Here is a 26,452-nt window from a genome sequence, read left to right on the forward strand (position 1 = left end):
CACCCCCAACCCCAACCCCACGCCCCAAATGCTGGGCACCGACCGGGACCCCCGGGGGCCGGGCCGGGGGGGGGGGCCGCGGCCCCGACCGACGGCCGCCCTCGCGCGTCTCTTCGTGGTGCCGGCCGCCCGAGGGCTGGCGCTGGGCAGCGCACTACTGGCGCGGGCACGCCAGTGGGCGAACGCCCGCGGAATCGATCTGGTGCTCGACGTGACCTGCGACGACGCTGCGGCCACCGCCCTCTACGAGCGCACCGGGTGGCGCTGCACCGGCACCAGCACCGCACCGTGGACCGCCCCGGACGGCAGCCCGGTGTCGCTGCGCCACTACGCGCTGCGCTCCGACACCGTCCCGGCCATCGCCGCGAGGCGGCGGGCCAGCAGGCCGGCGGCCTCGCGCAGCTCCGGCGGCTCCAACACCTCCACCTCGTAGTCCAGGCGTGCGAGGTGCGCGGCCAGCCAGTCCAGGCTCTCGCCGCCCACGACCAGCACACACCACCCGTCGCGGTCGTCCTCGACACGCCCCACCTGGGGCGGCACCAACGCCCGCACCCGGTCGGGCGGGGCGTGCACCCGCGCTCGGGCCACGTACCGGTACGGCGCCCCGGTCACCGACTGTTGCACGAAGGCGACCGGATCCGGGTGTTCGCGCGCCCGGAACCGCCAGGTCGTCGCCACCGCGGCACCCATCCGGTCCAGGCGGAACGTACGCCAGTCGTCGCGGTCGACGTCCCAGGCCATCAGATACCAGCGGCGACCCGTCGTGACCATCCGGACCGGCTCGACCGTCCGCTCCTCCTGCCCGCCGTCGCGGGCGGTGTAGCTGAACCGGACCCGCACGGCGTCACGACAGGCCCGTGCGAGAGTCACCAGTAACTCCGCGTCGATCGCGGCCACCGGACCGATAAGTGTCTCCGTGGCACCGTGCACGGCGCGTACCTCGGCGCGCAGCCGCGACGGCATCACCTGGTCGAGCTTCGCGAGCGCCCGCAACGCCGCCTCGCCCGCCCCGGCGACCGTGCCGCCCGAGGCCAGCCGCAGGGAGACCGCAGTCGCGATCGCCTCCTCGTCGTCCAGGAGCAGCGGCGGCAGCCGGGTGCCCGCGCCGAGTTGGTAGCCGCCGCCGACGCCCGCCGTCGCGTACACGGGGTAGCCCAGCACACGCAGACGCTGCACGTCACGGCGCACACAACGGCTGGTGACCCCCAGCTCGGCGGCGAGCTCGGCGGCCGTCCAGGATGGCCGCCGTTGCAGCAGCGCCAACAGCCGAAGGACCCGCTCGGTGGTCGCCTCGACACGCATGCGCCGATCGTTGCACGGATAGCGGAACGATCCTGTCCGCTATCCGCGAGAGGCTACAGATCATGACCGACCAGACAAGGACACAAGGAGCTGACATGGCCCGCGACATACAGATCACGTTCGACTGTGCCGATCCGGCGGCGCTGGCGACGTTCTGGGCCGAGGCCCTCCGCTACCAGGTGCAGGCGCCACCCGGAGACTTCGAAACGTGGGACCAGGCGCTCGAAGCGATGGGAGTGCCGCCGGAGCACCGCAACGACGCGTCCGCGGTGGTCGACCCCGACGGCTCGGGGCCTCGGCTGTTCTTCCAGAAAGTGCCGGAGCCCAAGCGGGTCAAGAACCGCGTACACGTCGATGTGCGGGCCGCGCCCGGCCTGGCGGGCGACGAGCGGATGGCGGCCCTGGAGGAGGAGGCGGATCGGCTCGTCGCGCACGGCGCCACCCGGCTCGATCGGCACGAGCCCGCTCCCCCGCTGGGCGCCGGTCACCTCATCATGGCCGACCCCGAGGGCAACGAGTTCTGCCTGGACTGACCCGGCGTTCACCCAGCTCACCGCCGTCGCCGCCGGACGCCATGCGAACATGTGTACGTGTCGTCCGGCGCCCACATCCTGCATGCCGACCTGGACGCGTTCTACGCGTCGGTCGAGCAGCGTGACGACCCGCGCCTGCGCGGGCGGCCGGTCATCGTCGGCGGAGGCGTGGTCCTCGCGGCCAGCTACGAGGCGAAGGCGCGGGGCGTACGCAGCGCGATGGGCGGCCAGCAGGCGCGCCGGCTGTGTCCCGACGCGATCGTGGTGCCGCCCCGGATGTCGGCGTACACGGAGGCGAGCCGCGCGGTCTTCGAGATCTTCCGACAGACCACACCGCTGGTCGAAGGGCTCTCCATCGACGAGGCGTTCCTGGACGTGGGAGGCCTGTGGCGGCTGGTCGGGCCACCGGCCGAGATCGCCGAGCGGCTGCGCCAGGAGGTCCGGGCACGAGTCCGCCTGCCGATCACGGTGGGGGTGGCCCGCACGAAGTTCCTGGCGAAGGTGGCCAGTGGGGTGGCGAAACCGGACGGGCTGCTGGTGGTCGCACCGGACGCCGAGTTGGCGTTCCTGCACCCGCTGCCGGTCGAGCGGTTGTGGGGCGTCGGCCCGGTCACCTCGGCGAAGTTGCGCGAGCACCGGATCCGTACCGTCGGCGAGGTGGCCCGACTGGGCGAGGCCGCGTTGGTGTCCCTGCTCGGGTCGGGCGCCGGGCGGCACCTGCACGCGTTGGCGCACAACCGCGACCCCCGCTCGGTGCAGGTCGGGCGCCGACGCGGTTCGATGGGCGCGCAGCACGCGCTGAGCCGTACCCCGCATGCCCCGGCGGAGTTGGATGCCATCCTCGCCGGCCTGGTCGATCGGGTCTCCCGGCGGATGCGGGCGGCGGGGCGGGCCGGACGCACGGTGATGCTGCGGCTACGTTTCGGCGACTACACCCGGGCGACCCGCTCGCACACCGTGGGCAAGGCGACGGCCGACACGACGCCGCTGCTCGCCGCCGCGCGGGCACTGCTACGGGCCGCACTGACCGAGATCGATCGCCGTGGTGTGACATTGATCGGTGTCTCGGTGGGCAATCTGGACGACAGTCCGGTGCAGCCGGAGCTGCCGTTCCACCGCGACCCGGGCGCCGAGCTGGATGCCGCGGTGGACGCGGTCCGCGACCGGTTCGGATCGGCGGCACTCACCCGCGCGGTGCTGCTCGGCCGGGACCCGGGAGTGGAGATGCCACTGCTGCCGGATTGACCGATCTGCGTGCCGCGTCCCGGCGACCGCTGCGACCGGAGACACATCACAGCAGGTCGGCGGTTTAACCCACGGCTGACGGGTGACCCTTGTGGGGTACAGCCTGACAAGGGGGGACCCACAATGTCCGACGACGACACCAGCAACCGACCGAGTCGCCGCGCCGAGCGCCCGCACGACGTGACCGATCCTCTGCTGTGGCAGCTGGCGATCGACGTGCTGAGCGCCCACGAGCCGGACGACGAGGGTCACTGCCGCAACCTCCAGTGCGCCGGGCAGTCCTGGCCGTGCGCGGCCCGCAACGGCGCCGAGCAGTCGCTGCGACTGGCCCGCAGCACCCCGAACGCGGTCGAGATGACCATCGACGGCGACGAGGGCGGGACGGGCTGGTCCGGGGAGAGCGCCGCACCGGCCCCCCGATGGGGTTGGAATGCCGGCCCGGCCGCGTCGCACCGCGGGTCGAAGGCGTCCGCCTCCGCTGCGTGACCGCGGCACCCAAGGGGTACGACGCTCGGGCTGAGCACACCACACGCACGAACGCTCGGCCGGTGACCCGGCCGAGCGTTCGGCAGTGACAGCGCAGCCACGCTGCTCAGCTCTCGTGGCGCAGCCACGCCGTTCAGCTCTCGTGGCGCAGCCACGCCGTGCTGCGGCGCAGCAACTCCACGTGCGCCGGCGACTCGTACGACCGGGCGTCGTGACCGAGTGCGTCGTAGACGATCCGGCTGCTCCCGACCGTGCGCGCCCAGACCAGTGGGTGGGTGGCGCCCCCCTCGTCGTGGACGTAGAGAGTCTCGACGTCGACGCCGTCGATCAACTCCAGGTCGGTGTAGCGCTCGTCGTGCACCTCGAAGTCCGCGAGACCGGCGGTGATCGGGTGCGCGACGTCGGTGCGTCGGATGAGGCTCGACCCGATCGGCGGGTGGAAGGTCCGGCCGTGGTCCCAGGCGGCGCCGACCGTGGACCGCCAGGTCGCGAGCTGGGGAAACGCGATCGTCGCGCTGTGCAGGGCGAGCAGGCTGCCGCCACCGGCCAGGAAGTCGTCGAGGACCCGGCCGAACTCCTCGTCCTCCGGGATCGGGGCCGTGCGGTCGGCGCTGGCGTTCACCACGAGCAGGCGGGCGCCGTCGAGTGCGGCCGCGAGGTGGTCGACGGTGGTCACGATCGCCACCTGGCCCGCGTCGCCGACGAGTTTGGCGATCGCCGCGCTGGTCTCCGCCAACGGGTGCCAGGGATCGGCGTGCGGTCCCTCCCCGCTGAAGATCACCGTGTCAATCGACATGATCACGCTCCGCTCATCATTTGGACGATTTTCGAAATCACGAAACCAAAGCTAGCATGGCGTCCATGAGAGCCCTCCATCATCCCGATCTCGCCTCGGTCGACCTCGCCACCGTGCTCGGCGCCCTCGCCGACCCGGTGCGCCTGAGTGTCGTACGACAGCTGGCGCAGGCCGGTGGCGTCGTCTGCGGACAATTCGACGCGTTGTCCGAGGTGAGCATCTCCACGCTGTCGCACCACCTGAAGGTGCTGCGGGCAGCCGGCGTCCTCCGCGTCACGCCGAACGGCAGCTTCCGCCGGCACGAACTGCGTGCCGATGAGATCAATGACCGGTTTCCCGGTCTCCTTGCCGCGATCATCGCCAACCTCGACGTACCCCAACGAGTGGGAGTCCCCGCATGAGCGACACCGGACCGGCCGGGTGGAGCGGACCGCCAACCCTGGGCCTGTCCGCCGACGAGGTCCTGAGCACGACCCGCGCCGTCCGCAAGCGTCTCGACCTGGGACGCCCCGTCCCCCGTGACGTGATCGAGGACTGCCTGCGTATCGCGCTCCAGGCACCCAGCGGCCGCAACCGGCAGCGCTGGGACTTCATCTTCGTCGAGGATCCGCAGACCCGGGCGGCCGTCGCCCGACTGTGGCGACTCGGCCTGATGACGCCGCCACCGGCGTCGGGCGGCACCGGGCCGGCCTTCAGTCGGATGAACTTCGCCTCCGAGCAGTGGGGCCGGATCGCCGGCAGCCTGCAACACCTCGCGGACCACCTGCACGAGGTCCCGTTGCTGCTCATCCCCTGTCTGCGGGTCGAGTCCCGCGCCGAGTTGGCCACGGCGCGCGGGCAGGCCGGGGCCTGGGGTTCGGTCATCCCGGCGTTCTGGAGTTTCATGCTGGCCGCCCGGGAACGCGGGCTCGGCACCGCGTGGACCACGAGCCATCTCAGCTACGAACAGGAGATGGCCGACCTGCTCGGCATCCCCTACGACACCGTCGTGCAGGTGGCGCTCACGCCGGTGGCATATACCCTGGGCACGGACTTCAAGCCCGGTCCGCGGGCCGACGCGGACGGGTTCGCCCACTGGAACCGCTGGTAGCGGACCGCCGCCGCGCGCCACCGACCGCGACGACCAACAGGGCCACGGACAGCAACGGGAACCAGTCTCCGGTACGCGAATAGACCGTGCCCCATCCCCTGGTCGGAGCGCTGGCGACCAGCAACTCCGCGTCACCGGCCCGGTCCTCACCCCACAGCCTGCCACCGGCGTCGGAAACCGTCAGCCGGCCGGACACGGCGGCGCGGACCACGGTGAGCCCGTTCTCCACACCCCGAACCAGGGCGATGCGGCTGTGCAGCCAGCCGTCGGAGGTGAAGTCCAGGGCGGGAACGAGCAGCACCGACGCGCCGGCCGCCCGATACCGCCGGACCAGGTCGGGGTAGTCCAGGTCCTTGCAGATCGCGACGCCGAACCGCCCCTGCACGATCACCTCGTCGTCACCAGGCGTCAGCCACTCCTCCAGGCCCGGGATCAGGTGCTGTTTGTCGTACGTGGTGATCGCTCCGGACGGGTCCAGCACCAGCGCGACGTTGCTCGCCGTGCCAGCCCGCCGCAGCACCGCGCCGACGACGACCTGAGCCCCGGTCTGCCGCAGCGCGTCCACGAGCAGGGGCAACGTCGTATCCGTCACCGCGAACACCTTCTCCGGCAGCACGACGACGCGTGCCCCCCGATCGACCAGGCCCGCGACCCGCGCACCGTAGCGGGCGAGCAGGTCCCGGCCGACCGGCTCGTCGATCGGGAGCCCGTCCTCGGGCTGCCGCAGGGCGACCAGGCCGACGGCCAGCGGCGCGGCCCGCTCCGGGGACCGGTGCAGCGACCAGGCCGACCACGTGCCGACGCCGACCAGGAGGGCGAGCAGGCAGGCGAGGGCGGGGCGTGGACTGTCGCGCCGGCCGCCGCGGGTCGGTCGTGCGCCGCCGAGCAGTGCGGCGAGGGCGATCGGGACGGCGAGCAGCAGGTAGGTGACGCCCCAGACGCCGGTGAGGGCGGTCACCTGGATGACCGGACGGACGTCGGCCTGCGTGTAGGCGAGGCTCCACCACGCGCCGTGCGGGAACAGGTGGGACGCGGCGTACTCGCCCAGCACCCAGAGGGACGGCACGGTGAGGACGGCGGTCACGGTCCGCCCGCGCAGCAGCACCTCCCGGGCGAGCAGGACCGTGCCGCCCGCCAGGCCGAGGCCGAGGCCGAGCACACCGGCCACCCCGGGGACCGGTAGGCGCAGGGTGTCGAGGTAGTACCCCACCATGCCGAGCTGGCCGATCGACCAGCCGAGGATCGTCGCGCCGAGCGCGGTCCTCGGGCCTACCCGCAGCGAGGCGAGGAGCAGCGGAATCGGGGCGAGCCAGGTCAGCGCGGCGACGGGGTGCAGCCCGGTACCACCGAGCCAGAGCAGGCCGCTGAGCAGCGCGGCGACGATCGTCATCATGCGTCGATCGTGCGGCCGGAGCGGCGGGGGCGGATCGCCGTACGGACCGGGTGCGATCTGGTCCCGTGGAGGGAGGCGCGGGAGCGCCGGGCCGGACGATACTGCCGACGTGAAGCGGTACGTCAATCTCGCCGTCACCGTGGCCGCCGTCGCCGCGACCGTGCTGCCCGCGCTGGCCGGCGGACCACGCGCCTGGTGGGTGCTGCCCCTCGCGGTCCTGTCGTCCGTCCCGGTGCTGTGGCGCGACCGCGCGCTGGTTGCCGTCGCCGTCGTCGTGGGCGTCGCCACGACCGTCTCGGCCGCGCTCGGCGCACCCCCGCTGCTGCCGGTCGGTCCGCTCGTCTGCCTCTACACGTTCGCGGCGCGGTCCTCCCTGCCGATCCGCCTGCTCGGCCTCGTGCTCACCGCGGCCGGGCTGGTGGTGTCGCTGCTCCATCCACACCCGGACGTGGAGGTGCTGCGGTACCTGTCGGTCGCCTACCTCTTCGCGTACGCCCTGGGCACCAGCACCCGCGCCCGCCGTACCCAGGCCACCGCCCTCGCCGAACGCGACCGTCGTGTCGCTGGTGAGCGGGCGGCGGCCGTGCTGCGCGAACGCGCCCGCATCGCCCACGACCTGCACGACATCCTCACCCACGCGGTCGGTGTCATGATCGTCCAGGCGGAGGCGGGGCCGCTGCTGGTCCGGCCGCACCCGGACCGCGCCGACGCCACGTTCGCCACGATCGCCGCCACCGGCCGGGACGCGGTCGTCCAACTCCGCCGTGCGGTCGGCGGCCTGCGCGAACCCGCCGACCACCCACTCGACCAGCCGGGCCTGGCGCACCTCACCGCCCTCGTCGCACGCGTGCGTGCCACCGGGCTGGACGCCGTCCTCACCGTCGCGTCCGGACCGGCGGAGTCCGTCGACGGAGCGCGGCCCACGCCGCCGGCCGGGCAGGCCGATGTGGTGCTTGTCGAGCCGCCCGCGGACGTCGGGGTCGCCGCCTACCGGATCGTGCAGGAGTCCCTGACCAATGTGGTTCGCCATGCCGGGGCAGCATCGGTCCGCGTCCTGCTGACCGCCAGCGCGCAGGAGTTGACCGTGTCGATCACGGATGACGGCCACGGCGGCCGGGTCGCCGGCGCGGAGGGGCCGGGCTACGGGATCCTCGGCATGCGCGAGCGCGCCCAGGCCTGCGGCGGAACCCTGCACGCCGGTCCCGCCGCGGACGGCCACGGCTTCACCGTCACCGCCACCCTGCCGATGCGGGCACCGGCGGTGGCCTGATGGGGGCAGTCGCCGCCGCCCGGCACCCGACGCCGGGGTGGTGCTGATGCTGCGTGTCGTGCTCGCCGACGACCAGGACCTGTTCCGGGCCGGGTTCGCTACGATCCTCGGGGCCGAGCCGGACATCGAGGTGGTCGCCGAGGCCGCCGACGGTGCGGGCGCCGTGCGTGCCGCCCTCGACCACCGACCCGACGTCGTCCTGATGGACATGCGGATGCCCGTCCTCGACGGGGTCGCCGCGACCCGCCAGCTGTGCGCCCGTACGCCGAGCCGGGTCCTCGCCCTGACCATGTTCGACACCGACGACTACCTGTACGCGGCGCTGCGGGCCGGGGCCAGCGGCTTCCTGCTGAAGGACGCTCCCCGAGCCGAGTTGGTGAACGCGGTCCGCGTGGTCGCCGCTGGCGACGCGTTGCTCGCCCCCGGCGTCACCGCCCGGGTGATCGGCGAACTGCACCGGCGCGGTCACCCGGATCCGGCCCGGGCGGCGGCGGTGACCGCCCTGACCGCTCGCGAGACGGACGTCCTGCGCCTGATCGCGGCCGGCCTGTCCAACGCCGAGATCGCCGCTCACCACCACCTGAGCGAGCACACGGTGAAGACGCACGTCGGCAACCTGTTCGCCAAACTGAACCTGCGTGACCGGGCTCAGGCGGTGATGGTCGCCTACGAGTCCGGTCTGGTGGTCCCCGGCCACTGACGTGACCGGCCGGCGGGTCCGCGGTGCGGGAGGCCCGCCGGCCGGAGGGTGACGCCGGTTACAGGGTGCGCGCCAGCCGGTCGGCGAGCGTCCGGGTGAAGCGGGCCGGGTCGGTCAGCTCACCGCCCTCGGCGAGCACCGCCAGGCCGTAGAGCAGCTCGGCGGTCTCGGTCAGGGCGGTGGGATCGGTGCCCTGCTCGTGGGCCTTGCGCAGCCCGGAGACGAGCGGGTGGCCGGGGTTGATCTCCAGGATCCGCTTGGTCGCGGGAACCTCGTGCCCCATCGCCCGGTACATCTTCTCCAGGGTCGGAGTGAGGTCGTGGGCGTCGCCGACGACGCAGGCCGGTGAGGTGGTCAGCCGCGACGACAGACGGACCTCCCGGACACTGTCGGTCAGGGTGGTGCCCAGCCAGTCGAGCAGCCCGGCGAACTCCTGTCGCTGCTGCTCGCGCTCAGCCTCGGCCTGCTGCTTCTCCTCGTCGGTGTCCAGGTCGATCTCGCCCTTGGCGATCGAGCGCAGCGTCCGGCCGTCGTACGTGCCGACCCGCTCGACCCACACCTCGTCGACCTGGTCGGTGAGCAGCAGCACCTCGTGGCCCTTGGCCCGGAACGCCTCCAGGTGCGGGGAGTTCTCGATGGCGGCCCGCGACTCGCCGGTGGCGTACCAGATGTCGCTCTGGCCGTCCTTCATCCGCGACACGTAGCCGGCCAGGTCGGTGGGCTCGGCCGGGTCGTGGGTGGAGGCCACCGACAGGATGTCCAGCAGGGTGTCCCGGTTGTCGGTGTCGTCGATCAGCCCTTCCTTGACCACCGCGCCGAACTCGGTCCAGAAGGTGCGGTAGCGCTCGGCGTGGTTGGCCTTCAGGTCCTTGACGGTGGAGAGGATCTTCTTGACCAGGCGACGACGGACGATCTGGATCTGCCGGTCCTGCTGGAGGATCTCCCGGGAGATGTTCAGCGACAGGTCGTGCGCGTCGACCACACCCTTGACGAAGCGCAGGTAGGTGGGGATCAACGCCTCGCAGTCGTCCATGATGAACACGCGCTTGACGTAGAGCTGGACGCCCCGGCGGCCCTGCGGGGAGAACAGGTCGAGCGGGGCGTGGCTGGGCAGGAACAGCAGCGCCTCGTACTCGAAGGTGCCCTCGCCCTTCATGTGCACGACCTCGAGCGGGTCGGCCCAGTCGTGGCTGACGTGCTTGTAGAACTCGTTGTACTCGGTGGCGTCGACCTCGTCGCGGGGCCGCGCCCAGAGCGCCTTCATCGAGTTGAGCGTCTGCACCTCGCTGGTGGCGGGGGCGTCGTCGGTGCCGGGGCGCTCGACGGTCATCCGGATCGGCCAGGCGATGAAGTCGGAGTAGCGCTTGACGATCTCGCGGATCGTCCACTCGGCGGTGTAGTCGTGCAGGTTGTCCTCGGTGTCGACCGGCTTGAGGTGCAGCGTCACCGTGGTGCCCTGCGGCGCCTCGTCGACTCCCTCGATCGAGTAGGTGCCCTCGCCGGTGGACTCCCAGCGGGTGCCGCCGGTCTCGCCGGCCTTGCGGGTCAGCAGGGTGACCCGGTCGGCGACCATGAACGCGGCGTAGAAGCCGACGCCGAACTGGCCGATGAGGTCCTGCTTGGCGTGGGTGTCGGCGGACTCGCGCAGCTGGCGCAGCAGCTCGGCGGTGCCGGACTTGGCGATGGTGCCGATCAGCGCGACCACCTCGTCGCGGGTCATCCCGATGCCGTTGTCCCGCACGGTGAGGGTACGGGCGTCCCGGTCGATCTCCAGGGCGACGTGCAGGTCGTCGGTGTCGGCGACGAGGTCCTTGTCGACGAGCGTGGCCAGCCTCAGCTTGTCCAGCGCGTCGGACGCGTTCGAGATGAGTTCCCGCAGGAAGACGTCCTTGTTCGAGTAGATCGAGTGGACCACCAACTGAAGCAGCTGACGCGCCTCGGCTTGGAACTCCAACGTCTCGGCCTGATTGCTCACACCGTCTCCCTTCTCGGCTCGTGCGCAGGTTCGCGGAAAGGATACGAGTCGTCACCGGCCGCGTGGTGACCGCATCCCGGTCGTATTCCCGATCGGGACGGGCCGTCGGCGTGACATGGCTGACTTTGGCACACAGAAGTCAGGTGGGATAGCGTCACCACCATGAAGATCGCAGGAAGCACCGCCCTCGTCACCGGCGCCAACCGTGGCCTCGGCCGACACCTGGCCGCCGAACTCCTCGCCCGGGGCGCCACCGTCTACGCCGGCGCCCGCAACCCCGACAGCGTCGACCTGCCCGGCGTGACGCCGGTGCGCCTCGACATCACCGACCCCGCCTCGGTGGCCGCCGCCGCCGAGCTGGCCGGCGGCGTGAACCTGCTGATCAACAACGCCGGCATCGACACCCGGACCGACCTCCTCGACGGCGACCTGGACCTCGTCCGGCTGGAGTTGGAGACCCACTACGTCGGCACCCTGTCGACGATCCGGGCCTTCGCGCCGGTGATCGCCGGCAACGGCGGCGGAACGATCCTCAACGTGCTCTCCGTGCTGTCCTGGTTCGGCTCCCCGACCCACGCGGCCTACAGCGCCGCCAAGTCCGCCGAGTGGGCGATGACGAACGTGCTGCGCGTCCAACTGGCCGAGCGGGGCGTCCGGGTCGCCGGCCTGCACGTCGGCTACCTGGACACCGACATGGCCGCGGACATCACCGGCCCGAAGTCCGACCCGGCGACGGTCGCCCGGATCGGCGTGGACGGCATCGAGGCCGACTCGTACGAGATCCTCGCCGACGACCTCAGTCGTCAGGTGCAGGCCGGGCTGGCCGGCGGCGTCGCCGCGCTCTACCCGCAACTCCCCTGACCCACGACGCGACGGGCCGCCACCGGAGACAACCGGTGGCGGCCCCTTTGCTCGGGTACGCGGTCAGCTCGCCTGCAACGTCACGTCGTCGAGCACGAAGGTGGTCTGCAACGACGAGTCCTCGGTGCCGGTGAACCGCAGCGTCACCGTCTGCCCGGCGAACCCGGCCACGTTGAGGCTGCGCTGCACGTAACCGGCCGCGGCGTTGAGGTTCGAGTACGTGGCCAGTGTTGTCGAACCCACCTGCACGGCGAGCCGGTCGTACGCCGTGGAGCCGGTGGTCTCGGCGGTGTCGATGTGCAGCCAGAACGACAGCGTGTACGTGGCGCAGCCGGCCGGCAGGGTCACCGACTGGTACAGGCTCTCGGTGCGGGTGCTGCCGTACCCGTTGAGCCACGCCTTGTACGACCCGGTCCGGGCCGGCTGGCCGCTGGCGTTGGTGATCACGCCGGAGGACGCGGTCCACGGCGAGCTGCCGTTCTCGAAGCCACCGTTGCCGACCACCTGACCGCCGGTACAGGTCGGGGTGCCGCCGCTCACGGCGAGCTGCCACAGCGCGTACGCGACGCCGTCGGCCGCCCGGTTCAGCACGGTGGCGCTGACGTTGGCGGTGGTGTCGCAGGACCGGTGGTAGCAGGGGTCGTACGCGGAGTTGGCGGTGCCACCCCACTTGGCCGCCTGGGCACTGGTCTTGCGGGCGCTGGCGCCGGCGGCGTAACCCGAGGTGGGGATGCCGGCCTGCTGGAAGTAGTAGTCGTCGGAGCGGCCCTGACCCTCGACGTTCTCCTCCGGCTGAAGGCCCAACGAGTCCCAGTACGCCTTCAGCGGCGCCGCCGTGGTCGAGCTGACCCGGTTGATGAAGTAACCGCCGTTGACCGAGCCGACCATGTCGAAGTTGTAGTAGCCCTTGAGGTAGCCGCGCTGGGTGGCGTTGAGCGAGTTGACGTAGAACCGGGAGCCGTTGAGCCCCTGCTCCTCGTCGGTCCACCAGGCGAACCGCACCCTCTTCGTCATTGTCGGGTTCTGCGCGGCCAGGACCAGCGCGTTCTCCAGCAGGGTCGCCGAGCCGGTGGCGTTGTCGTTGATGCCCGGACCGGCCGACACGCCGTCCAGGTGCGCCCCGAACATGACCACCTGGTCGGCCGGGCCGCCGGGCCACTCCGCGATCAGGTTGTTCGAGGGGTACCGGCAGTTGGAGCAGTACTGCTCGGTGACGGTGTAGCCGGCCGACTGGAGCCTCGTCTTGACGTAGTTGAGTGAGGCGGTGTAGCCGGCGGAGCCGGCCCGTCGGTTGCCACCGTTGCTGGTGGCGATGGTGTTGAACTGGGTCAGGTGCGCCTGGACGTTGGTGATGGAGATGTCCGGTGCGGCCAACGCGGCGGCGGCCGCGGCGATCGGCCGGGTCACTGTCGCGGTCGAAGGTGACGCGGTCGCCGGCTGGGTGGCCAGCGTCACCGTCATCCCGGCGAACACGGCGAGCGCGACACCCGCGCTCAGCGTTCTGCCTCTCATGGGGGCTCCTCGGGGTTGGAGAGATACCCGAGACACTTACAGATGTCGATGCCACAAGCATCGGTCGTTCGTGCCGAACCGCCACCGCTTCGACGGTAGGTACCGGCGTCGGCACAGGTGAGTAGAGGTGCCAGGATGGGTAGGTAACGCCAGCAGGGGTCGTCGGGCCCGGAACGGGGGCTTGCGATGGGGTCGGATCAAGCGTGACAGGACCCGACACCGACCTGTTCAGCGGCGGTGGTGACACCGGCCGGCTGATGGCGGAGCTGAACTGGGCCCGCACCCCACTCGGCCCGGTGACCAGTTGGCCGCAGAGCCTGCGCGCCGCGGTCCGGACGGTGCTCTCGTCCCGGTACCCCATGCTGCTGCTCTGGGGAGAGGACTTCTCCCAGCTCTACAACGACGCATACTCCGCGCTGATCGGCGACAAACACCCCGCGGCGCTCGGCGACGACGTCCGGGTGACCCTGGCCGAGGGCTGGGACGTCCTCGGCCCGCTCATCGACCAGGCCACGGCCACCGGAGTGGCCAGTTGGGTCCCCGCCCTCCGGCTGCTGCTGGAGCGGGCCGGCTACCGCGAGGAGGCGTACTTCAGCGTCTCGCACGCGCCGGTCCGCGACGACGACGGCCGCACCGTCGGCGTCCTCACCGTGTGCAGCGAAGTCACCGAGCAGGTGGTCGGCGAACGTCGGCTGCGACTGCTGCGCGACCTGTCCGTTCTCGGCGACGGACGCACCGTCGACGCGCACGCCACCAGCGCCCGGCTGACCGACGCGATCCAGGGCCACCCGCTGGACGTGCCGTTCACCGCCATCTACCTGCGCGACGGCACGATCCTGCGGCTCGTCGCCTGCACCGGCGGCGACCAGGGGTACGCGCGGGCACTACCGGACACCGTCGAACTGGCCGACGCCGACCCGGCCGCGAACGCCTGGGGGCTGGCGGACGCCGCGCAGGGCCGACCGACCGCGGTGCCCGACGTCGCCGACCGGCTGCCCCTGCCCGGCGGCCCGTGGGGCGACCCGGTCCGGACCGCGCTGGCACTGCCGCTGCCCTCGGGCGGCGAGGATCAGCCGCTCGGCGTCCTGCTGGCCGGGGTCAGCCCCAGCCGGGGGCTGGACGAGGCGTACCGGTCCTTCTACCAACTCCTGGCCCAGCAGATCGCCGTGGCGCTGCGCAACGCCCAGGAGTACGAGCAGGAGCGACGCCGGGTCGAGGCGCTCGCCGAACTGGACCGGGTGAAGACCGACTTCTTCGCCAACGTCAGCCACGAGTTCCGCACTCCCCTGACCCTGATCCTCGGCCCGCTCGCCGACGCCCTCACCGACGCCACCGCGCCGTTGCCCCTGGTGCAGCGGGAGCGGGTGGAAACCTCCTGGCGTAACGCCACCCGACTGTTGACGCTTGTCAACAGCCTGCTCACCTTCTCCAGCCTGGAAGCCGGGCGGGCCCGCAGCGACGCCCGCGTGGTCGACCTGTCGGCGCTCACCGCCGAACTGGCCGGCGTGTTCCGGGCCGCCGTCGAGCGGGCCGGGCTCACGCTCGAGGTGGTCTGCCCGCCGCTGCCCCGGCCGGTCACCGTCGACCCGGTCAACTGGGAACGCATCGTCACGAACCTGCTGTCCAACGCCCTGAAGTACACGTTCATCGGCCGGATCCGGGTGGCCCTGGAAGCCGACGACGAGGAGGTCCGCCTCACCGTCGCGGACACCGGCATCGGCATCGCCGAAGCGGACCTGCCGAAACTCTTCGAACGCTTCCACCGGGTCCGCGGTGCCCGCGCCCGCAGCCACGAGGGCACCGGCATCGGCCTGGCCCTGGCGTACGAGCTGGCCCGGCTGGAGGGCGGCGCGATCCGGGTGACGAGCAGCGTGGGTGTCGGCAGCACGTTCACCGTGGCGCTGCCCTGGTCGACGGCGGGCCGCACGGCGGGGACCGGGCCGTCGCCGGTCGGACGGGGCGACGCGGCCCGGGCCACCGTCGAGGAGGCGATGGGCTGGCTCAGCGAGTCGGGCGGCGATCCGACGGAGCCCGGCAACGTCTCCGGCCCGGCCGTGGACGAGTTGGCCGGCGCACGGATCCTCGTCGCCGACGACAACGCCGACATGCGGGCGTACCTCAGCCGGCTGCTCACCGGTCAGGGCTGGCGGGTGCGGGCCGTCACCGACGGCCGGCAGGCCCTCGACGAGGTCCACCGCGAACCGCCGGACCTGGTCCTCACCGACGTGATGATGCCGGTGCTGGACGGCTTCGACCTGGTCCGGCGGCTCCGCGCGGACCCGGCGACCCGGTCCCTGCCGGTGCTGGTGCTCTCCGCCCGGGCCGGCGGGCGGGCCAGCGTGGAGGGCCTCAACCTGGGCGCCGACGACTACCTGGTGAAGCCGTTCGCCGCGGCTGAGCTGATCGCCCGGGTCCGGGCCGGGATCCGGCGGGCCCGCAGCCACCCGACCGGCGACGCCACCGCACCGACTGTCGACGCGGCGCCGCCGCGGCCCGACCCGGTCACCGCCGTCGCGCCACCCCGGACTGTCGCAGCCGGGCTCGACGCGCCAGGGCTGGCGCAGGGCCCGACCGACCCGAGCGGGCTGGGCGACACCCTGGATGCCGGGTGGACCTACCCGTCCGCGCCCACCTCGGCCGCGGCCATGCGTCGCGACGTCCGGCTGACGCTCGACGACCTCGACGTCGACCCGGACGTGTTGGAGGATCTCCTGCTCGCCGCGTCCGAGGCGATGAACAACGCGGTCGAGCACGCGCAGCGGCCCAGCCGTCTGGAGGTGCGGGTCCGACTCCAGGTGGGCGGCGGGCGGGTCCGGATCTCGGTGCGGGACTTCGGCACCTGGCGCGACCGCCGCCCGGCGATGGACCGGGGACGCGGCGCGTTGCTGATGAACGCCTACGGCGACGTGCGGCTGGTCTCCACCGCCGAGGGGACGACGGTGACGATCGAGCGCCGGCTGGCCGACCCGGCCTGAGCGGTCTCGTTGACCGGTCCGGCCGGCCGGCGCGTCAGAGTCGGCGGCCGGAGGCGTCCCGGGCGATGATGCCGTCGAGCCGATCCCCCGGGGTCAACACGGCCGGCTCGAACCAGAAGATCACCACCTGCTTGTCGAGACTCCAGCGGGCCAGTCGGGCGTGGACCTGCCGGCCGTCCACCGTGCCGGTGATCTGCTGGGCGGGGCCGACGAAGTAACCGAAGGTCGGCGCCGGCGCGGTCGACGAGCTTTCGTCATAGCCGATCTGGTGGAACCCGGGCCTGCGGTCGGACCCCTCGACGTCGTTGACCAGGATGTCCGTGGTCAGTGCGCCGTCCGGAGACTGGCGACCGGCGGCCAGCCCGATGGTCACCTTGGGCGCACCGGGCAGGGTCACCGGGACGAAGTAGTAGATCCGCCGGTCGGCGCCGTGCCGTATCCCGCTGTCCACGAACTGGCCGAGGGGCTTCGGTGGCGGCTCGTCGCGGCCCGCCGTCGGCGGTGGCGTGGAGTCCGCCGACTTCTGCGCCCACGGCGAGGCACCGACCGACGGCGGCGCGACGGCGACCGGCGGCGGGTGCTCGGTCGGCGCCGGATCGCCCGGTCCGGACGCGCCGACCGCCACCACGACCACGGCGGCCAGGCCGGTCGCGAGCGTCGCCGCCCCGACTCCGGCGACGCGCCGACGGGTACGCAACCGACGTCCCTGGCGCAGCACGGTGTCCAGATCGAGCACGGCGTCGGGACGCTCGGTCGCCCGCATGGCCTGGCGGAGCCGTTCCAGCTCGCTCATCGGCGCGCCCTCTCGTCGGCTGTGTGGGGCGCGGCGGTACGCAGCTTCTCCAGGGCTCGCGAGCTGGTGCTCTTGACCGTGCCCACGGATACGGCCAGTTCCCGAGCCACCTGCGCCTCCGGAAGGTCGAAGTAGTAGCGCAGCACGACGATGGCCCGCTCACGAGGGCTGAGCGCGCCGAGGATGGTGATCAACCAGCGCCGGGTGGCCACGTCGTCGGCCACGTCGTCGCGCCGCTGCTCCGGCACCTCGTCGGTCGGATACTCCCGCATCGGTCGTCGCCACCCGTCGACCAGGTGGTTGACCAGGGTGCGGCGGGCGTACCCGTAGGCGTCGTCGTCGTGGACCCGCGACCAGGACGCATAGGTGCGGACCAGGGCGGTCTGCGCGGCGTCCTCGGCCTGATGGTGGTCGCCGGTCATGAGGAACGCCGCATGCACCAGTCGCGCGGACGCCGCTTTCGCGAACTCGACGAACTCCGCGTCACCCCGCGCCACCCCGAACCCTCCCCCGTGCCACACCGCTAGGGACGGGCGAGGCCGGGAAAAGGTTGAGTCCACGTCACAGCAACTTTTCCCAGTGGTCGCCCGTCTTCTCCTCCGCGCCGCCGACCGGCGCGCGAGGGGAGAGACATGTCGACGAAGGTTACCCGCCCATGGCGTACCGCCTCAGCGGCGTTACTGCTGGTGGTGGTGCTGCTCACCGGGTGCGGTCTGCCGGCCGGAGGGCAACCCGGCACCGGTCCCGTCGCCGCTGAGCCGCAGCCCAGTCGGCCGGCCACGGTCACCGCCTCCGGTCGGCCGACCGGAGTCACCGGTGTCCCGCCCAGTTCCGCGCCGACCGTCGACGTCACCTACCCCGCCACCGGCGGCAACCGCTGGACGACGGCACCCGCCGAGGCGGCACCCACGGGAGCGACCGGCGGTCGGTTGCTGCGCTACCGGATCGTCGTGGAACGCGACATCCGGGGCCTGCCGGTGGGCGACGTCGCGACGGCCATCTCCACGACGCTGAACGACCCCCGCGGGTGGACGGCCGGCGGGACGTGGCGGCTGCGCCGGGTGGGCGCCGGCGGGCCGGCCGACTTCACCATCTACCTGGCGACCCCCGGCACCCGCGACACGCTCTGCCAGGACGTGCCCGACGCCTACACCTCCTGCCGCAACGGTGGTCGGGTGGTGCTCAACGTGGCGCGCTGGGTCAAGGGGGTGCCCGGTTACGGTGCGAGTCTGACCACCTACCGGGAGTACATGGTCAACCACGAGGTGGGGCACAAACTCGGGTTCGGTCATGAGCGGTGCCCCCGGCGGGGCCGGCTGGCACCGGTCATGCAGCAGCAGACGTTGGGCCTGCACGGCTGCACCGCGAACGCCTGGCCGTACCCGACGGGCACGGACCGCTACAGCGGGCCGGTCGGGGCGTACGACGACGACATCCCGAGGCGCGAGGGTGCGTACCCGGCAGCCTGAGGCCGACGGCTCGCGGGTCACCCTCCGGTTCGCGGGAGGCGCTCCTGGTCGTATCGCAGCGTGGGATGGCGTGGGTGACACCGGGGCGGGGGCGCGTCTGGCGCTCGCCCCCGCCCACGATGTCGCCGACGGTCAGACGGGCAGGCCACCGACCTGGGTGGAGATCCACGAGCGGATCGACGGCAGGTCGACGTAGATGGACGGGCCGGTGGCGCAGGTGGAGTTGTTGTTGCCGGCCCGACTCGTCGCGCCGATCAGGTTCCACACTCCGCTGACCCGGCGCACCTGCGGCCCACCCGAGTCGCCGTAGCAGGCGCCGGAGTTGCCGTTGGTGTTGTTGGTGCAGATCTCGTACGCGCCGTTGATACCGGAGCACCGGCTGTCGGCCACGATGGACGTGTCGAGTTCGTTGGCCACGGCCGGAGCCGATCCGCAGCCCCGCGGGGCGCAGGTCTGGCCCCAGCCGATGATCCGGGTGGCGGTGCCGACCGCGCCGGAGGTGCTCGGGATCGGGGCCGGCGCGTACGGGACCGAGCTGGCCAGTTGCAGCAGCTTGACGTCGACGTTCGGGTGGTTCACCGCACGGGTCACCCGCACCACGGTCCCGCCGCTGGTGCGGTTGGTGCTGCCCACCCGCACGGAGGACGGGGTCGAACAGTGCTTGGCGGTGACCGCCCAGTTGCCCTTGATCAGGGTGCCGGTGCAGCCGGAGACGTACACCAGGAAGGGGTAGTTCTCGGTGGCCGGCCGGCCACCGACCACCAGCGGGCCGACGTCGGATGCGCCGTTCCAGGTGTATGCCGTACTGGCCGGCGCGGCCAGGGTGCCGGCGAACAGCGAGTTCACCCGGCTCGCCTCGGCCGCGCTGGGGTTCGCGTTGCGGCAGGAGACCGGTGCGCTGCTGCCGGACATCAGGTCGGAGCAGAGGCCGGTGCGCCGGTCCGGCAGACCCAGGATGTGGCCGACCTCGTGGGTGGCGATGCGGGTGCGGTCGTAGCCCTGGTTGACGGCCGTGCGACCCATCCAGATCCGGCCCGAACCGAGGCCGGTCGACTGCGCGCGGGGCCAGCCGTCGTCGACGTAGATGGTGATGCTGGCCGGGGTGCCGGCCAGGAGTCGGACGGTGCTGACCCGACTGTTCCAGATCTGCGCCGCCTGGTCGAAGTTGGTGCGGAACTCGCCGGTCCGGCTCGCGTCGTAGTAGACGGTCCGGACGGCGACGGCCGGCGTGCCGGTGGCAAGCTGCATCCCGGCCGCCGCCAGGATCGCCACCAGCATGGCCAGCGCGGCGCGTCTCAGTTGTCCTCGGAACATCGGGCACTCCCCTGCGCTCGTCGGCGGCCACCGGCCGCCATCTCATCGATGCACGTAGATGTTAATGTGACGGCGATCGATAGTGGGCATAGCGGAAGCGTCATACCGGCGAGCCGGTCGGTCAGACGTGCAGGGTGGGCCGGTAGACGAGTTCCTGGGAGCGACCGTCGAGGGTCCGGCTCTCGACCAGTTCCAGGTCGAAGTCGGCCGCCTCCGAGAAGATCGGCTTCCGTCCGGTCTGACCGGTGATGACCGGGAAGATCGTCACCTGGACGAGGTCGACCAGACCGGCGGCCATCAGCGCCCGGTTCATCGACAGACTCCCGTGCGATCGCAGGGGCACGTCGGATTCCTCCTTGAGCCGGGCGACGACGTCCACGGCGTCACCGGCTACGACTGTCGCGTCCGGCCAGTCGAGCGGGCCTTGCAGGGTGTTCGACACCACCGTCGCCGGGAGGCTCCTCATCCGCGTGACCCAGGCGTCCCGTACCTCGGATTCCTCGGTGCTCGCGGCCAGCATCTGCGCGAACTCCTGGTACGTGCGGGCCCCGAAGACCATGCGCTGCTCCTCGCCGTAGACGGCCAGGCGGTGGGCGAGCAGCTCGGGGCCCTGTTTGCCCCAGTAGCCGCCCCAGTTGCCGCTGGTGCTGCCGAAGCCGTCGAGGCTGGAGAAGACGTCGACGGTGTAGGTGGCGGTCATGATGTGCTCCGTTCAGAGGTGAGTGCGGCACGACGGGCCCGCAGGTGGGACCGCTCGGTGTCGTTGGTGGCCAGCTCCATGGCCTGGTCGTAGGCGGCTCGGGCCTCCTCGTCGCGGCCGAGCCGGACCAGCAGCTCCGCGCGGGTGGCCGGCAGCCGGTGGTAGCCCGGCAGGTCGAGGTCCGCCAACCCGGCGAGGGCCTGCGCCGGTCCGTGCACCTCGGCGACGGCAACCGCACGGTTGAGCGCGACGACCGGGCTCGGCCGGAGCGCGAGAAGCTGGTCGTACAGTGCCAGGACCTGCGGCCAGTCGGTGGCGGCGCCGTCGGTGTGCACCGCGCCGATCGCGGCCTGGATCTGGTACGGGCCGGGCTGGTTACGCCGCAGGCAACGCCGGACCAGGTCGTGCCCCTCGGTGATGAGCGCCCGGTTCCACAGTGACCGGTCCTGGTCGGCCAGCAGCACCAGCTCGCCGGACGGGTCGAGCCGGGCCGGCCGGCGCGCCTCGGTCAGCAGCAGCAGGGCGAGCAGGCCGAGCACCTCGGGCTCGTCGGGCATCAAGGCGGCGAGCTCGCGGGCGAGCCGGATCGCCTCGGCGCACAGGTCCGTTCTGATCAACGGTCCGGCGGTGGACGCGTAGCCCTCGTTGAACATCAGGTAGAGCACGGTGAGCACGTACGGCAGTCGGTCCGGCAGCTCGTGTTCGGCGGGCACCCGGTAGGGGATGCCGGCGTCCCGGATCTTCTTCTTCGCGCGCACGATGCGCTGCGCGACCGTCGACTCCTGGATCAGGTAGGCGCGGGCGATCTCGGGTACGTCGAGACCGCCGAGCAGGCGGAGCGTGAGGGCGGTCCGCGCGTCCGGACCGAGCGCGGGGTGGCAGCAGGTGAAGATGAGGCGCAGCTGGTCGTCTTTCACCGGTCCCACCTCTCGGGGCTCGTCCTGGTGGTGCAGCAGCAGAGCCTGGGCGTGCCGCGCCTCGCGGGTCGACTCCCGGCGGAGCCGGTCCACCGCCCGGTTGCGGGCGGTGGTCACGATCCAGGCACCCGGGTTCGGCGGCGGGGTCTGCCACTTCTGCAGCGCCGTGGTGAAGGCGTCCTGGACCGCCTCCTCGGCGAGGTTGAGGTCACCGAGGATGCGGGCCAGGGTGGCGACGCAGCGGCCGTACTCCGCGCGGTAGATGCTTCCCAGGTCCATGTCGGTCGGCCGGCTCCCGGTCAGGCCTGGGACAGGTCGTCGAAGGGGCGCACCTCGACCGGGCCGCAGGCCGCCGCGCACTTCTCGGCCCAGGCCAGCGCCTGGTCCAGGTCCGCGCACCTGATGACCCAGAAGCCGGCGATGTGCTCCTTCGTCTCGACGAACGGCCCGTCGCTCATGGTGGTGGCGCCGTTCTCGATCCGTACGACGGTGGCGCTGTCCGGCGACCGGAGCCCTCCGCCGAAGACCCAGGCGCCCGCGGCCTGCATCTCGTCGTTGATCCGGCCGGTCTCCCGGAACATGGTCTGCGTCTCCTCGTCGGACGGGTCCGGCTCCCCCTCGACGGCGTGCACGGACAGCAGGTACTGCTTCATGACGATCCTCCAACCGTTCGATGGTGCGATGGCGACAGGTCAGGCGGCCAGGCGGCGCGCGACAGCGGGGATGACGATCACGGCCGCGACCAGGTGAGCGACCATCAGCAGCGCCTTGGTGGCCGCCTCCGCGTCGACGATCACGTCCGGCACCAGCGACAGGAGCGTCAACACCACAGTGGTACGGACGAACGCGAACCGGGGACGCCTGGCGAAACGGGACAGCACCGCGGCGAGGATCACCCCGACCAGCGAGAGTACGGCGGTCAGCACACCGAAACCCGTCACCGGAATGGGCGAGTCGGCCACGTCGAGGCTGATCCCCGCCGCGCGTCCGACGGCGGCGACGGCCATGGTGGCGGCGCTCGCGGCGAGCGTGGCGGCGACACCGGTCCGGATCAGCGCACCGACGGTCGAGGTGATGGCGGGCGTGGTGGTCGCTGTGGTGGTCATCGTGCCCTCCCGTGGGTGTGGCCCGCCGCGGTGGCGGGCTCTCACCAGGGCTACGAATGGACCAGGTCCCAATCGACAGGCACGCCCACGTTCTTGTCGACGACTTTCGTGGACCTCAGAGCGTGCGCTGGTATTCCTCCCAGGTCCGCTTCGGGCTGACCGCTGGGCCATCATCGACGCCCCGGTTGGCCAGGCCGTTACGACCGAGGTAGTAGTCGCCGGCCTGGTTCTGCGCACCTGTCGACTGGTCGGTGTCGGAGAGCGCGATGGCGTGGATGTGGTAGCCCCAGTCCCCCTGGGCCGGGGTCCGTAGCCACGCGGCAAAGCCCACCGTGCGCAGTCGACGCAGCACGTCGGTCCGGACCGACGAGGAGAGACCGCTGACCGAGAGGTCGAGCGCGCCGCCGCCGTCGTGCGTGCCGGCGGAGGCGCCCACACCGCTGCTGTACGAGCCCTGCGTGATGCCGAGCTGGCGGCCAAGTAGGCGTTCGGCCTCGATCAGCATCGACCTGGTGCGCGTGTTGACCTGCACACCGCGCAGGGTAACCACGCTGCCGGGTGAGATCGCCCGGACCACGGTGTACCGTCCCTCGCCGAGCGACCGCAGTGACGACGGGCCGGGTAGACCTGTCGCGTCGAAACCGGCGTAGCCGAGGGACCGCTGGTACGCGGCGTACGCGGCGATCGTGCTGGTGCCGAAGTGACCGTCGACGTACGCCGACGAGAGCAGCCCTCTCGCCTGGAGTGCGCGCTCCACAAGCAGGACGCTGTCCTTGGCACCCTCGGTCAGCGCGGTGTCCGGCCGACGCGGGTCGATCTGGGCTGCCTTGACCAGCGCCTCCATGTCCAGCTGAGGCAACGCGGCCGTGGCCGAGCCAGCCAGCGGTACGGCGCCGACCACAGCCGCACCGGCGGCGACGAGCAGGTTCCTTCTCGTGAGCACGCTTCCTCCGTAGGATATTGACCAATCCACATGAACGGATGAAGCTAGTCTTCAATGCGCGAGCCGAGTTGTCACCCCGTTGGAGCGTACAAACCTCCAACGGTGACCGTTGGCCACCTTCGCGGGGGCGGACGCGGTAGTGAGCGGTATGCCGCAGATTCATCATCATGACTTTGCGACATACCGCTCAACACTCACTCGTCTAGTTGACGGAGCCCTGCTGGGTCGGGTCGGGTGCCTGCGCGACCGCCTCGTCGTCCAGGTGCCAGATCTCGCGCATCGGGGCCCACCAGTCTCCCGAGCCGGGCTCGGCGATCGACTCCTGGCACGGGTCGGTCAGCTTCCACCACTCCTGCGTCTGCGGGTCCGCGGCGATCAGCCGCGAGTCGGCCTCGTAGTCGTCGCCGACGTACTCGTAGTAGCCGAAGAGCAGGTCGTCGTGCAGGAAGATGGTGTAGTTGCGGAAGTTCGCCTCGCGCAGCGTCTGCTCGACGCTGGGCCAGACGTCGGCGTGGAGCCGCAGGTAGGTTTCCCGCTGCTCGGGGCGGAGCCGGATCACGCAGCCATGACGTTTCACGTCGTGCCCTTTCGTGTGAACTGGTTCAGGGGTGCCGAAAGCACCTGACCGTAGCGGTTGAGGGGTGCCGGGCAGGGGCCGGCCGCCGGCGATGTCGACCGGTGGTCCTCCTGCCCGGACTACCGACCGCCAGGTTCACCCGCCGGACGCCTGTCGGAAACGCAATCGTTTCGTGAACTCGGTGCGACGCAACTCACGAAACCCTGCACCTTCACCAATCCGGAACTACTGTGAGTACGACATCGTTTCGCGGGGGGTTGGGATGCTGGGTGGTCAGCAGGTGGGCGCGGGCGCCGGGGTGCCGGCCGCCCGGGTTCCCCGGTGCACCGACAGCGACCTGTTCGGTGTGGTCATCGACCTGCTGCGCGAGGTCGGCTTCGACCGGATGACCATCGACGCCGTCGCCGCCCGCGCCCACGTCAGCAAGGCCACCATCTACCGGCGCTGGGACGGCAAGGCCGAGCTGGTCGTCGCCGCCCTGCGCGACCGGCACGTCGGCGTGCACAACCCGCCCGACACCGGCAGCCTGCGCGGTGACCTGATCGAGCTGCTGCGGGCCACGGCAGCGATCTGCGTGGCCGACTGCGACCTGATGCAGGCGCTGACCTTCGCCATGCGGACCAACCCCGAGCTGGAACGCCTGGTACGTCACCAGGTGCTGCCGGCCGGGCGGGTGGCCAGCACCGCCATCCTGGTCCGGGCCGCCGCCCGGGGGGAGATCCCGCCGGAGGCCGGCGAACGGGAGCTGTTCCACGATCTCGCGCCCGCGCTCACCCTGTCCCGCATCGTCGCGCACGGCCTGCCCGCCGACGACGCGTTCCTCATCCAGGTCGTCGACCAGGTGCTGATCCCGGTCCTCCGCTACCAGCCCGACCGCCCGTCACCGGCCTGACCCACCGACATCCGCAACACGGAAGGCTTCACCATGCCCGGAACCACCTCGACCGCACCTGGCGCATCCGGCGCCGGGGCGTCGACAAGCACGCCGCACCCGCGGCGTTGGATCGCGCTGGCGGTCATCGCGGTCTCGCAGCTGATGGTCGTCCTGGACGCCACCATCGTGAACATCGCACTGCCGAAGGCCCAGGCCGACCTGGGGATCACCGACGCGAACCGGCAGTGGGTGATCACCGCCTACACGCTGGCCTTCGGCGGGCTGCTGCTGCTCGGCGGTCGCATCGCCGACTACTGGGGGCGCAAGCGCACCTTTATCGTCGGCATGACCGGTTTCGCGCTCGCCTCCGCCCTGGGCGGTCTGGCCACCACCGGCGGGATGCTCTTCGCCGCCCGCGCGTTGCAGGGCGCCTTCGGTGCGCTGCTCGCCCCGGCCGCGCTGGCGCTGCTCACCGTGCTGTTCACCGAGGCCACCGAACGGGCCAAGGCGTTCGCCGTGTACGGCGCGATCGCCGGCGGCGGATCTGCGGTCGGCCTGCTGCTCGGTGGGGTGCTCACCGAGTACGCCAACTGGCGCTGGTGCCTGCTGGTCAACATCCCGGTCGCCGCGATCGCCATCGCGTTCGCGCTCCCGCTGGTGCCGGAGAGCCGGGCCAAGGGCAACACCCGCTACGACGTACCGGGCGCGGTCGTGGTGACCGCCGGCCTGGTCTCCCTGGTGTACGGCTTCACCAAGGCCGCCGAGGACGGCTGGGACGCCACCGCGACGCTCGGCTTCATCGCCGCGGGCGTGGTGCTGCTCGCCGCCTTCGTGGTGATCGAGCTGCGCTCCAGCCACCCGCTGCTGCCGCTGCGGATCGTGCTGGACCGCAACCGGGGCGGGGCGTTCCTCACCTCGACGCTGATCGGCGCCGGCCTGTTCGGGGCGTTCCTCTTCCTGACCTTCTACTTCCAGGTGGTGCTGCAGTACAAGCCCCTGGAGGCGGGTCTCGCGTCGCTGCCGGTCACCGCCGGTGTGCTCATCGCCGCCGGTGGCGCCAGCCAGTTGATGCCGCGACTGGGCGCCAAGCCGCTGATGGTCGCCGGTGCCGTGCTCGCCGCCCTGGGCATGCTGGTGCTGACCCAGATCGACGCGGACACCTCGTTCCTCACCCACCTGCTGCCCGCGCAGGTCATCCTGGGCCTGGGGCTGGGCTTCACCTTCGTCCCGCTGTCCAGCCTCGCCCTGGTCGGGGTGCCGGAGCACGACGCCGGCGCGGCCAGCGCGACGCTCAACGCCACCCAGCAGATCGGTGGCTCGCTCGGCACCGCCCTGCTGAACACCTTCTACACCAGCGCGGTCGCCGCCTACCTGGTGGGCCGGGCGCCGAACCCGGTCACCCAGGTCGAGGCGCTGGTGCACGGTTACCGGGTGGCCTTCGCCTGGGGCGCGGCGCTGATCGTGCTCGCCGGCCTGGCCACCCTGGTCCTGGTGAAGGTCCGCAAGGAGGACGTCCCCACCGGCACCACCGTGCACATGGGCTGAGCTGACCGATGTGGCCGCCGGCCGGAGCGCCCCGAGCGTGGGGTGGACCGGCCGGCGGCCACGTCCGGTAACGTCC

Annotated in this window: 27 protein-coding genes; 13 read left to right on the forward strand and 14 right to left on the reverse strand. The window is 71.8% G+C overall.

All coding sequences use genetic code 11. From position 1 onward, the window contains the following. The coding region (locus AB0C01_RS33110; RefSeq protein ID WP_357573011.1) for a GNAT family N-acetyltransferase at positions 1–433 on the forward strand (433 nt) is incomplete at its 5' end. Here the strand turns inward: AB0C01_RS33110 and AB0C01_RS33115 are convergent. After that, on the reverse strand, positions 328–1,302 hold the full coding sequence (locus AB0C01_RS33115; protein WP_357573012.1) for a YafY family protein: 975 nt from the start codon (positions 1,300–1,302) through the stop codon (positions 328–330). The genes AB0C01_RS33110 and AB0C01_RS33115 overlap by 106 nt on opposite strands. Positions 1,303–1,397: 95 nt before the next feature. Between AB0C01_RS33115 and AB0C01_RS33120 the strand changes: the two genes are divergently transcribed. The 3 genes from AB0C01_RS33120 (at position 1,398) to AB0C01_RS33130 (ending at position 3,566) form a co-directional block, all read left to right on the forward strand. Beyond that, the gene (locus AB0C01_RS33120; RefSeq protein WP_357239345.1) at positions 1,398–1,835 is read left to right on the forward strand and encodes a VOC family protein; all 438 of its coding nucleotides are present in this window, start codon (positions 1,398–1,400) and stop codon (positions 1,833–1,835) included. A gap of 57 nt (positions 1,836–1,892) precedes the next feature. Beyond that, a complete protein-coding gene (gene dinB / locus AB0C01_RS33125; RefSeq protein WP_357573013.1) occupies positions 1,893–3,080 on the forward strand; it encodes a DNA polymerase IV in 1,188 nt (395 codons plus the stop codon). Between the two features lie 123 nt (positions 3,081–3,203). Continuing rightward, positions 3,204–3,566, forward strand: a complete 363-nt coding sequence (locus AB0C01_RS33130) for a hypothetical protein (RefSeq protein WP_357239351.1) — start codon at positions 3,204–3,206, stop codon at positions 3,564–3,566. Positions 3,567–3,699: 133 nt separating this feature from the next. Here AB0C01_RS33130 and AB0C01_RS33135 read toward each other — a convergent pair whose 3' ends face one another. Beyond that, entirely contained in the window at positions 3,700–4,362 is a 663-nt protein-coding gene (locus AB0C01_RS33135; protein ID WP_357239354.1) for a ThuA domain-containing protein, read from the reverse strand. A gap of 65 nt (positions 4,363–4,427) precedes the next feature. Here AB0C01_RS33135 and AB0C01_RS33140 point away from each other — a divergent pair, with 65 nt between their 5' ends. Together AB0C01_RS33140 and AB0C01_RS33145 are read left to right on the forward strand one after the other, a co-directional pair. Then, positions 4,428–4,763 (forward strand): helix-turn-helix domain-containing protein, encoded by a 336-nt coding sequence (locus AB0C01_RS33140; protein ID WP_357573014.1) that lies wholly within the window; start codon positions 4,428–4,430, stop codon positions 4,761–4,763. Next, entirely contained in the window at positions 4,760–5,452 is a 693-nt protein-coding gene (locus tag AB0C01_RS33145) for a nitroreductase family protein (RefSeq protein WP_357573015.1), read from the forward strand. Before AB0C01_RS33140 ends, AB0C01_RS33145 begins: the two co-directional genes overlap by 4 nt. Here AB0C01_RS33145 and AB0C01_RS33150 read toward each other — a convergent pair. Continuing rightward, positions 5,397–6,845 (reverse strand): nitrilase-related carbon-nitrogen hydrolase, encoded by a 1,449-nt coding sequence (locus AB0C01_RS33150; RefSeq protein WP_357573016.1) that lies wholly within the window; start codon positions 6,843–6,845, stop codon positions 5,397–5,399. The two genes, AB0C01_RS33145 and AB0C01_RS33150, sit on opposite strands and share 56 nt — an antisense overlap. A 109-nt stretch (positions 6,846–6,954) precedes the next feature. Here AB0C01_RS33150 and AB0C01_RS33155 point away from each other — a divergent pair, with 109 nt between their 5' ends. Both AB0C01_RS33155 and AB0C01_RS33160 read left to right on the forward strand, forming a co-directional pair. Beyond that, positions 6,955–8,115 (forward strand): sensor histidine kinase, encoded by a 1,161-nt coding sequence (locus AB0C01_RS33155; RefSeq protein ID WP_357573017.1) that lies wholly within the window; start codon positions 6,955–6,957, stop codon positions 8,113–8,115. Between the two features lie 46 nt (positions 8,116–8,161). After that, positions 8,162–8,815 carry a response regulator transcription factor gene (locus AB0C01_RS33160; protein WP_357573018.1) on the forward strand — a complete coding sequence of 218 codons (654 nt, stop codon included), beginning with the start codon at positions 8,162–8,164 and terminating at the stop codon, positions 8,813–8,815. A gap of 58 nt (positions 8,816–8,873) precedes the next feature. Here AB0C01_RS33160 and htpG read toward each other — a convergent pair whose 3' ends face one another. Then, on the reverse strand, positions 8,874–10,790 hold the full coding sequence (gene htpG, locus AB0C01_RS33165; protein WP_357239373.1) for a molecular chaperone HtpG: 1,917 nt from the start codon (positions 10,788–10,790) through the stop codon (positions 8,874–8,876). A 162-nt stretch (positions 10,791–10,952) separates the two neighbouring features. On the opposite strand from htpG, the gene AB0C01_RS33170 reads away from it, so the two are divergent. Beyond that, positions 10,953–11,651: an SDR family oxidoreductase gene (locus AB0C01_RS33170; protein WP_357573019.1), complete on the forward strand. Its 699-nt coding sequence runs from the start codon at positions 10,953–10,955 to the stop codon at positions 11,649–11,651. A gap of 63 nt (positions 11,652–11,714) precedes the next feature. On the opposite strand, the gene AB0C01_RS33175 is transcribed toward AB0C01_RS33170, so the two are convergent. Then, entirely contained in the window at positions 11,715–13,163 is a 1,449-nt protein-coding gene (locus AB0C01_RS33175) for a M28 family peptidase (protein ID WP_357239380.1), read from the reverse strand. Positions 13,164–13,366: 203 nt separating this feature from the next. On the opposite strand from AB0C01_RS33175, the gene AB0C01_RS33180 reads away from it, so the two are divergent. Then, positions 13,367–16,138, forward strand: a complete 2,772-nt coding sequence (locus tag AB0C01_RS33180; protein WP_357573020.1) for an ATP-binding protein — start codon at positions 13,367–13,369, stop codon at positions 16,136–16,138. A 34-nt stretch (positions 16,139–16,172) separates the two neighbouring features. On the opposite strand, the gene AB0C01_RS33185 is transcribed toward AB0C01_RS33180, so the two are convergent. Both AB0C01_RS33185 and AB0C01_RS33190 read right to left on the reverse strand, forming a co-directional pair. Next, positions 16,173–16,931: a hypothetical protein gene (locus AB0C01_RS33185; protein WP_357239386.1), complete on the reverse strand. Its 759-nt coding sequence runs from the start codon at positions 16,929–16,931 to the stop codon at positions 16,173–16,175. Further along, positions 16,928–17,428 carry a SigE family RNA polymerase sigma factor gene (locus AB0C01_RS33190; protein WP_357239389.1) on the reverse strand — a complete coding sequence of 167 codons (501 nt, stop codon included), beginning with the start codon at positions 17,426–17,428 and terminating at the stop codon, positions 16,928–16,930. The genes AB0C01_RS33185 and AB0C01_RS33190 overlap by 4 nt, the downstream gene beginning before the upstream one ends. A gap of 135 nt (positions 17,429–17,563) precedes the next feature. On the opposite strand from AB0C01_RS33190, the gene AB0C01_RS33195 reads away from it, so the two are divergent. Next, positions 17,564–18,400, forward strand: coding sequence for a DUF3152 domain-containing protein (locus tag AB0C01_RS33195; protein ID WP_357573021.1), 837 nt, complete (start codon positions 17,564–17,566; stop codon positions 18,398–18,400). 132 nt (positions 18,401–18,532) lie between these two features. On the opposite strand, the gene AB0C01_RS33200 is transcribed toward AB0C01_RS33195, so the two are convergent. The 7 genes from AB0C01_RS33200 to AB0C01_RS33230 form a co-directional block, all read right to left on the reverse strand. After that, positions 18,533–19,714 (reverse strand): snapalysin family zinc-dependent metalloprotease, encoded by a 1,182-nt coding sequence (locus tag AB0C01_RS33200; protein ID WP_357573022.1) that lies wholly within the window; start codon positions 19,712–19,714, stop codon positions 18,533–18,535. 121 nt (positions 19,715–19,835) lie between these two features. Beyond that, complete coding sequence (locus AB0C01_RS33205) at positions 19,836–20,414, reverse strand: dihydrofolate reductase family protein (RefSeq protein WP_357573023.1); 579 nt, start codon at positions 20,412–20,414, stop codon at positions 19,836–19,838. Beyond that, positions 20,411–21,610, reverse strand: a complete 1,200-nt coding sequence (locus AB0C01_RS33210) for an RNA polymerase sigma factor (protein WP_357239399.1) — start codon at positions 21,608–21,610, stop codon at positions 20,411–20,413. The genes AB0C01_RS33205 and AB0C01_RS33210 overlap by 4 nt, the downstream gene beginning before the upstream one ends. A gap of 20 nt (positions 21,611–21,630) precedes the next feature. After that, complete coding sequence (locus AB0C01_RS33215; RefSeq protein WP_357573024.1) at positions 21,631–21,984, reverse strand: YciI family protein; 354 nt, start codon at positions 21,982–21,984, stop codon at positions 21,631–21,633. 39 nt (positions 21,985–22,023) lie between these two features. Then, entirely contained in the window at positions 22,024–22,437 is a 414-nt protein-coding gene (locus tag AB0C01_RS33220; RefSeq protein WP_357239405.1) for a DUF6069 family protein, read from the reverse strand. A gap of 115 nt (positions 22,438–22,552) precedes the next feature. Beyond that, positions 22,553–23,380, reverse strand: a complete 828-nt coding sequence (locus AB0C01_RS33225) for a peptidoglycan-binding domain-containing protein (RefSeq protein ID WP_357573025.1) — start codon at positions 23,378–23,380, stop codon at positions 22,553–22,555. Positions 23,381–23,582: 202 nt separating this feature from the next. Beyond that, entirely contained in the window at positions 23,583–23,957 is a 375-nt protein-coding gene (locus tag AB0C01_RS33230) for an L-rhamnose mutarotase (protein WP_357239411.1), read from the reverse strand. Between the two features lie 262 nt (positions 23,958–24,219). Here AB0C01_RS33230 and AB0C01_RS33235 point away from each other — a divergent pair, with 262 nt between their 5' ends. Both AB0C01_RS33235 and AB0C01_RS33240 read left to right on the forward strand, forming a co-directional pair. Then, complete coding sequence (locus AB0C01_RS33235; RefSeq protein WP_357239414.1) at positions 24,220–24,849, forward strand: TetR/AcrR family transcriptional regulator; 630 nt, start codon at positions 24,220–24,222, stop codon at positions 24,847–24,849. A 33-nt stretch (positions 24,850–24,882) separates the two neighbouring features. Further along, positions 24,883–26,376 (forward strand): MFS transporter, encoded by a 1,494-nt coding sequence (locus tag AB0C01_RS33240; RefSeq protein ID WP_357239417.1) that lies wholly within the window; start codon positions 24,883–24,885, stop codon positions 26,374–26,376. The last annotated feature ends 76 nt before the right edge of the window (positions 26,377–26,452 follow it).

Source organism: Micromonospora sp. NPDC048905 (assembly GCF_040649655.1).
GTDB lineage: Bacteria > Actinomycetota > Actinomycetes > Mycobacteriales > Micromonosporaceae > Micromonospora.